General features: G+C 61.1%; 1 protein-coding gene. It reads left to right on the top strand.

Annotated elements, in window-relative coordinates; translation table 11 throughout:
- Positions 1-3,188: DEAD/DEAH box helicase (locus WCA53_RS07935; protein WP_423907708.1), on the top strand; the 3,188-nt coding region annotated here is incomplete at its 5' end.
- Between the last annotated feature and the right edge of the window lie 321 nt (positions 3,189-3,509).

The following is a 3,509-nucleotide window of genomic DNA, read 5'->3' as shown; positions in this document are numbered from 1 at the left end:
CCGACGTCCAGGGCACGCAGCGCCAGCCTTACCAGGTAACGGTGATATTTCACGACCAGAATGGCACGCTGTCGGCCCGTGGCCACTGTTCCTGCCCGGTCGGCTTCGGCTGCAAGCACGCGGCTGCGGTGCTGCTGGCAAGCGCCAGCGACGCGCCCGAACCACAGGATGGGGCCGTGCGTCCGGAAGTCGCGGGCTGGCTCGAAGGATTCCGCTCGCGCTTTGCTTCGACGCGTACGGCCGCCGCTAAAAAGCCGGCGGCCAATGGGACGCTTGCGCTGATTTATGTCGTGGGTCAGGGACGCATTTCGCGGCTTACCCAAGTCGAGTTCTACAAGGTCCGATTGAGCGACGACGGCACGTTTCGCACGCTCGACCGGCCGTGGACCAACGTTGACGCCGCGCTCGTCAAGCCGCCGAAATTTGTTGGCGACGACGACATGGTGATCCTGCGGGCGTTTTTTATTTCGCGCTCGCGCAACGAGTTCGGCAATTTCACGCTGCATGGCGAACACGGCGCCGACCTGCTGCAGAAAATGCTGGCTACTGGCCGCCTGTTCGCCGCGCTCCCTGCGTTCACCGAATCAATCGAGCCGCGCCGGCCGCTGCGCGAAGGACCCGCACGAACGGGACATATCCAGTGGATGCCCGACCCCGACGACCGCGTGCGCCCCGTGCTGCAAACCGAGCCTGCCGCGTCGATCGTCATTGTCACCGAGCCGCTCTGGTACACGGACGGCGCCACGCACGAAGCGGGTATCGTCGACATGCCGCAACCCGCGCGGCAACTCGCCGATTACCTCTCGATGCCGCCGATTTCGCTCGCGGAAGCCCCGTTGGTGGGCGCGATGTTGCGTGAAGTCGCGTCAGACCTTCCGCCTCCACCCGAGCAGGAAGGGGTGGACGTGCGAGTGGTGGACGTCGAGCCGGTGCCGTGGCTCACGCTCAACACCCTGCCCATTAACGGTGGCTACCGGCCGCGCGACGAGCGCGCCGCGCTGCTGGATTTCGGGCTTGTGAGTTTCGATTACGACGGATATCGCATCGATCCGGCGCGTTCCACGACCGTCATGCGCGCCGACACGGGCGAGATCGTGCAGGTCAGGCGCCGCCTAGACGTGGAAGAGCGCTACGCGGGCGCACTTTACGAGCTCGGTTTCCGCAAGATCCCCCCGCACCAGCGCTTCGGCCCCAAGCCGATTCCCCCTGGCGTGATCGGCTTGCCGTCATCCGATGCATGGGCTGCTTTCGCCAATCATTCGTTGCCGACGTTGCGTGAGAGCGGCTGGCAGGTATCGATCACCCCCGAATTTCGCTTCGATTTCATCGAGATCGATGACATTGAAGGCACTGCCCGCCAGGCGAGCGATGGCTGGTTCGACCTCGAACTTGGCATTGCCGTTGGCGACCGGACCGTGCGCCTGGAACCTTTACTGGCCGACCTGTTCCAGCGCGATCGGCGCTGGCTCGCCGGCGCAATGGACTCGATCGAGGACAGCGAGGGCATTGAACTCCGGACCGATCTCGGCGAGCGCCTGCGCATACGCGCGGACCGGATCAAGCCGGTGGTGCGCGTGCTGATCGATCTCTTCGATACCGTCGGCGTCAAACCGATCCGTGTCTCGGAGCAAGATGCCGGCCGGCTGCAAGCGTTGACTGACACCGGCCGCTGGCAATTTCATGGCGACGCATCCATTCGCGCCCTGGCCGAACGTCTGCAGGATGGTCCTGGATTGCGCGAAGTGCCCGTGCCCGCCGGATTGCACGCCGAACTTCGCGCCTACCAGCGCGAGGGACTCAACTGGATGCAGTTCTTGCGCGAGCGTAACTTGTCCGGTGTACTCGCCGATGACATGGGCCTCGGCAAGACCGTACAGACGCTTGCGCACATTTTGGTCGAGAAGGAATCGGGGCGACTTGACCGGCCTGCACTCGTTGTATTGCCCACCACGCTTGTTCACAACTGGCGCGAGGAAGCGCGAAAGTTTGCGCCTGCGCTTCGGGTGCTCGATTTGCATGGTCCGCAGCGCAAGGAGCGTTTCGACCAGATTGGCGATCACGATCTCGTGCTGACCACGTACCCGTTGCTGTGGCGGGACCAGGCGATGCTTGCCGCGCACGAATATCACCTGCTGATTCTTGACGAAGCACAGATTGTGAAGAACGTCGCGACCAAGGCCGCGAAGGGTATTCGCGATTTACGGGCTCGGCATCGGTTGTGTTTGACTGGCACGCCGCTTGAAAATCACTTGGGTGAGTTATGGGCGCAGTTCGACTTTTTGCTGCCTGGTTTCCTGGGTACGCAGAAGGATTTCACGAAGCGTTGGCGCACGCCGATTGAAAAATATGATGACCCTGTGCGGCGCGATTTGTTGGTGCGACGGATTCGGCCGTTCATGTTGCGTCGGCGAAAGGACGAAGTCGCGAAGGAGTTGCCGCAAAAGACGACGATTGTGCAGACGGTGGCGCTGGAAGGCGCGCAGCGCGATCTTTACGAGACCGTGCGCACGGCGATGCAGGAAAAGGTGCGCATGGCGGTAGCGGAACAGGGGTTGGCGCGCAGCCATATCGTGGTGTTGGAAGCGTTGTTGAAGCTGCGGCAAGTGTGTTGCGATCCGGCGCTGGTCAAGCTTGCGCGAGCGGGTCGAGTGGAGGAATCGGCGAAACTGGATTTGCTGCTCGACATGTTGCCGGAGTTGTTGGAGGAAGGGCGGCGCGTGTTGTTGTTTTCGCAGTTCACCGGGATGCTGGCGATTATTGCCAAGGCGCTTGATAAGGCGGGACTTCCGTACGTGACGCTCACGGGTGACACCACTGATCGGATTACGCCGGTGCAGCGTTTTCAGGACGGGAAAGTCCCGTTGTTCTTGATTAGTTTGAAGGCGGGAGGCGTTGGCTTGAATCTCACGGCTGCTGACACCGTGATTCATTACGATCCGTGGTGGAATCCGGCTGCTGAGAATCAGGCGACTGACCGGGCGCACCGGTTGGGACAAACGAAGCCTGTGTTTGTCTATAAGTTGATTGTGGCGGGGAGTATTGAGGAGCGGATTGTGGCGATGCAGGATCGCAAGGCGGCCTTAGCCGATAGTATTTTGCGTGAGGATGCGACGGGCGCGGCCAAGTTTTCTGCTGAGGATATTGAGGCGTTATTGGCGCCCATGCCGGAGGTATATTCGCCGACCTGAGCATGCGAAAAAGAGAGATGGGTGTTCGACTGCGGATAAGTGGGTTGCCGCTAGCGGCAACGGGTTGGGAGCCGTTGAGGCGAAGCGTGTGCGCGCCGTTGGTGCTTGGGGAGGGTGTTCGAGTGCGGGTTGATGTGTGGAGGCCGAGCTACGTTCGGGCCAAAACCCTGAAGTGAGCAACGACGACACTGAGGTATTCGCGGGTTAAAACGCGTTTCTTTGCTTCGTTTCTTTTCGCGTTTGAAAAGAAATGAAGTCCCGCCCCGGACAGGGGCTAACAGAAATAAGCAAGAAAATCCGACTTAAGCAGAACGACCACGC

Source organism: Caballeronia sp. (assembly GCF_049581465.1).
GTDB lineage: Bacteria > Pseudomonadota > Gammaproteobacteria > Burkholderiales > Burkholderiaceae > Caballeronia.
This window is presented reverse-complemented; position numbering and strand designations above follow the sequence as displayed.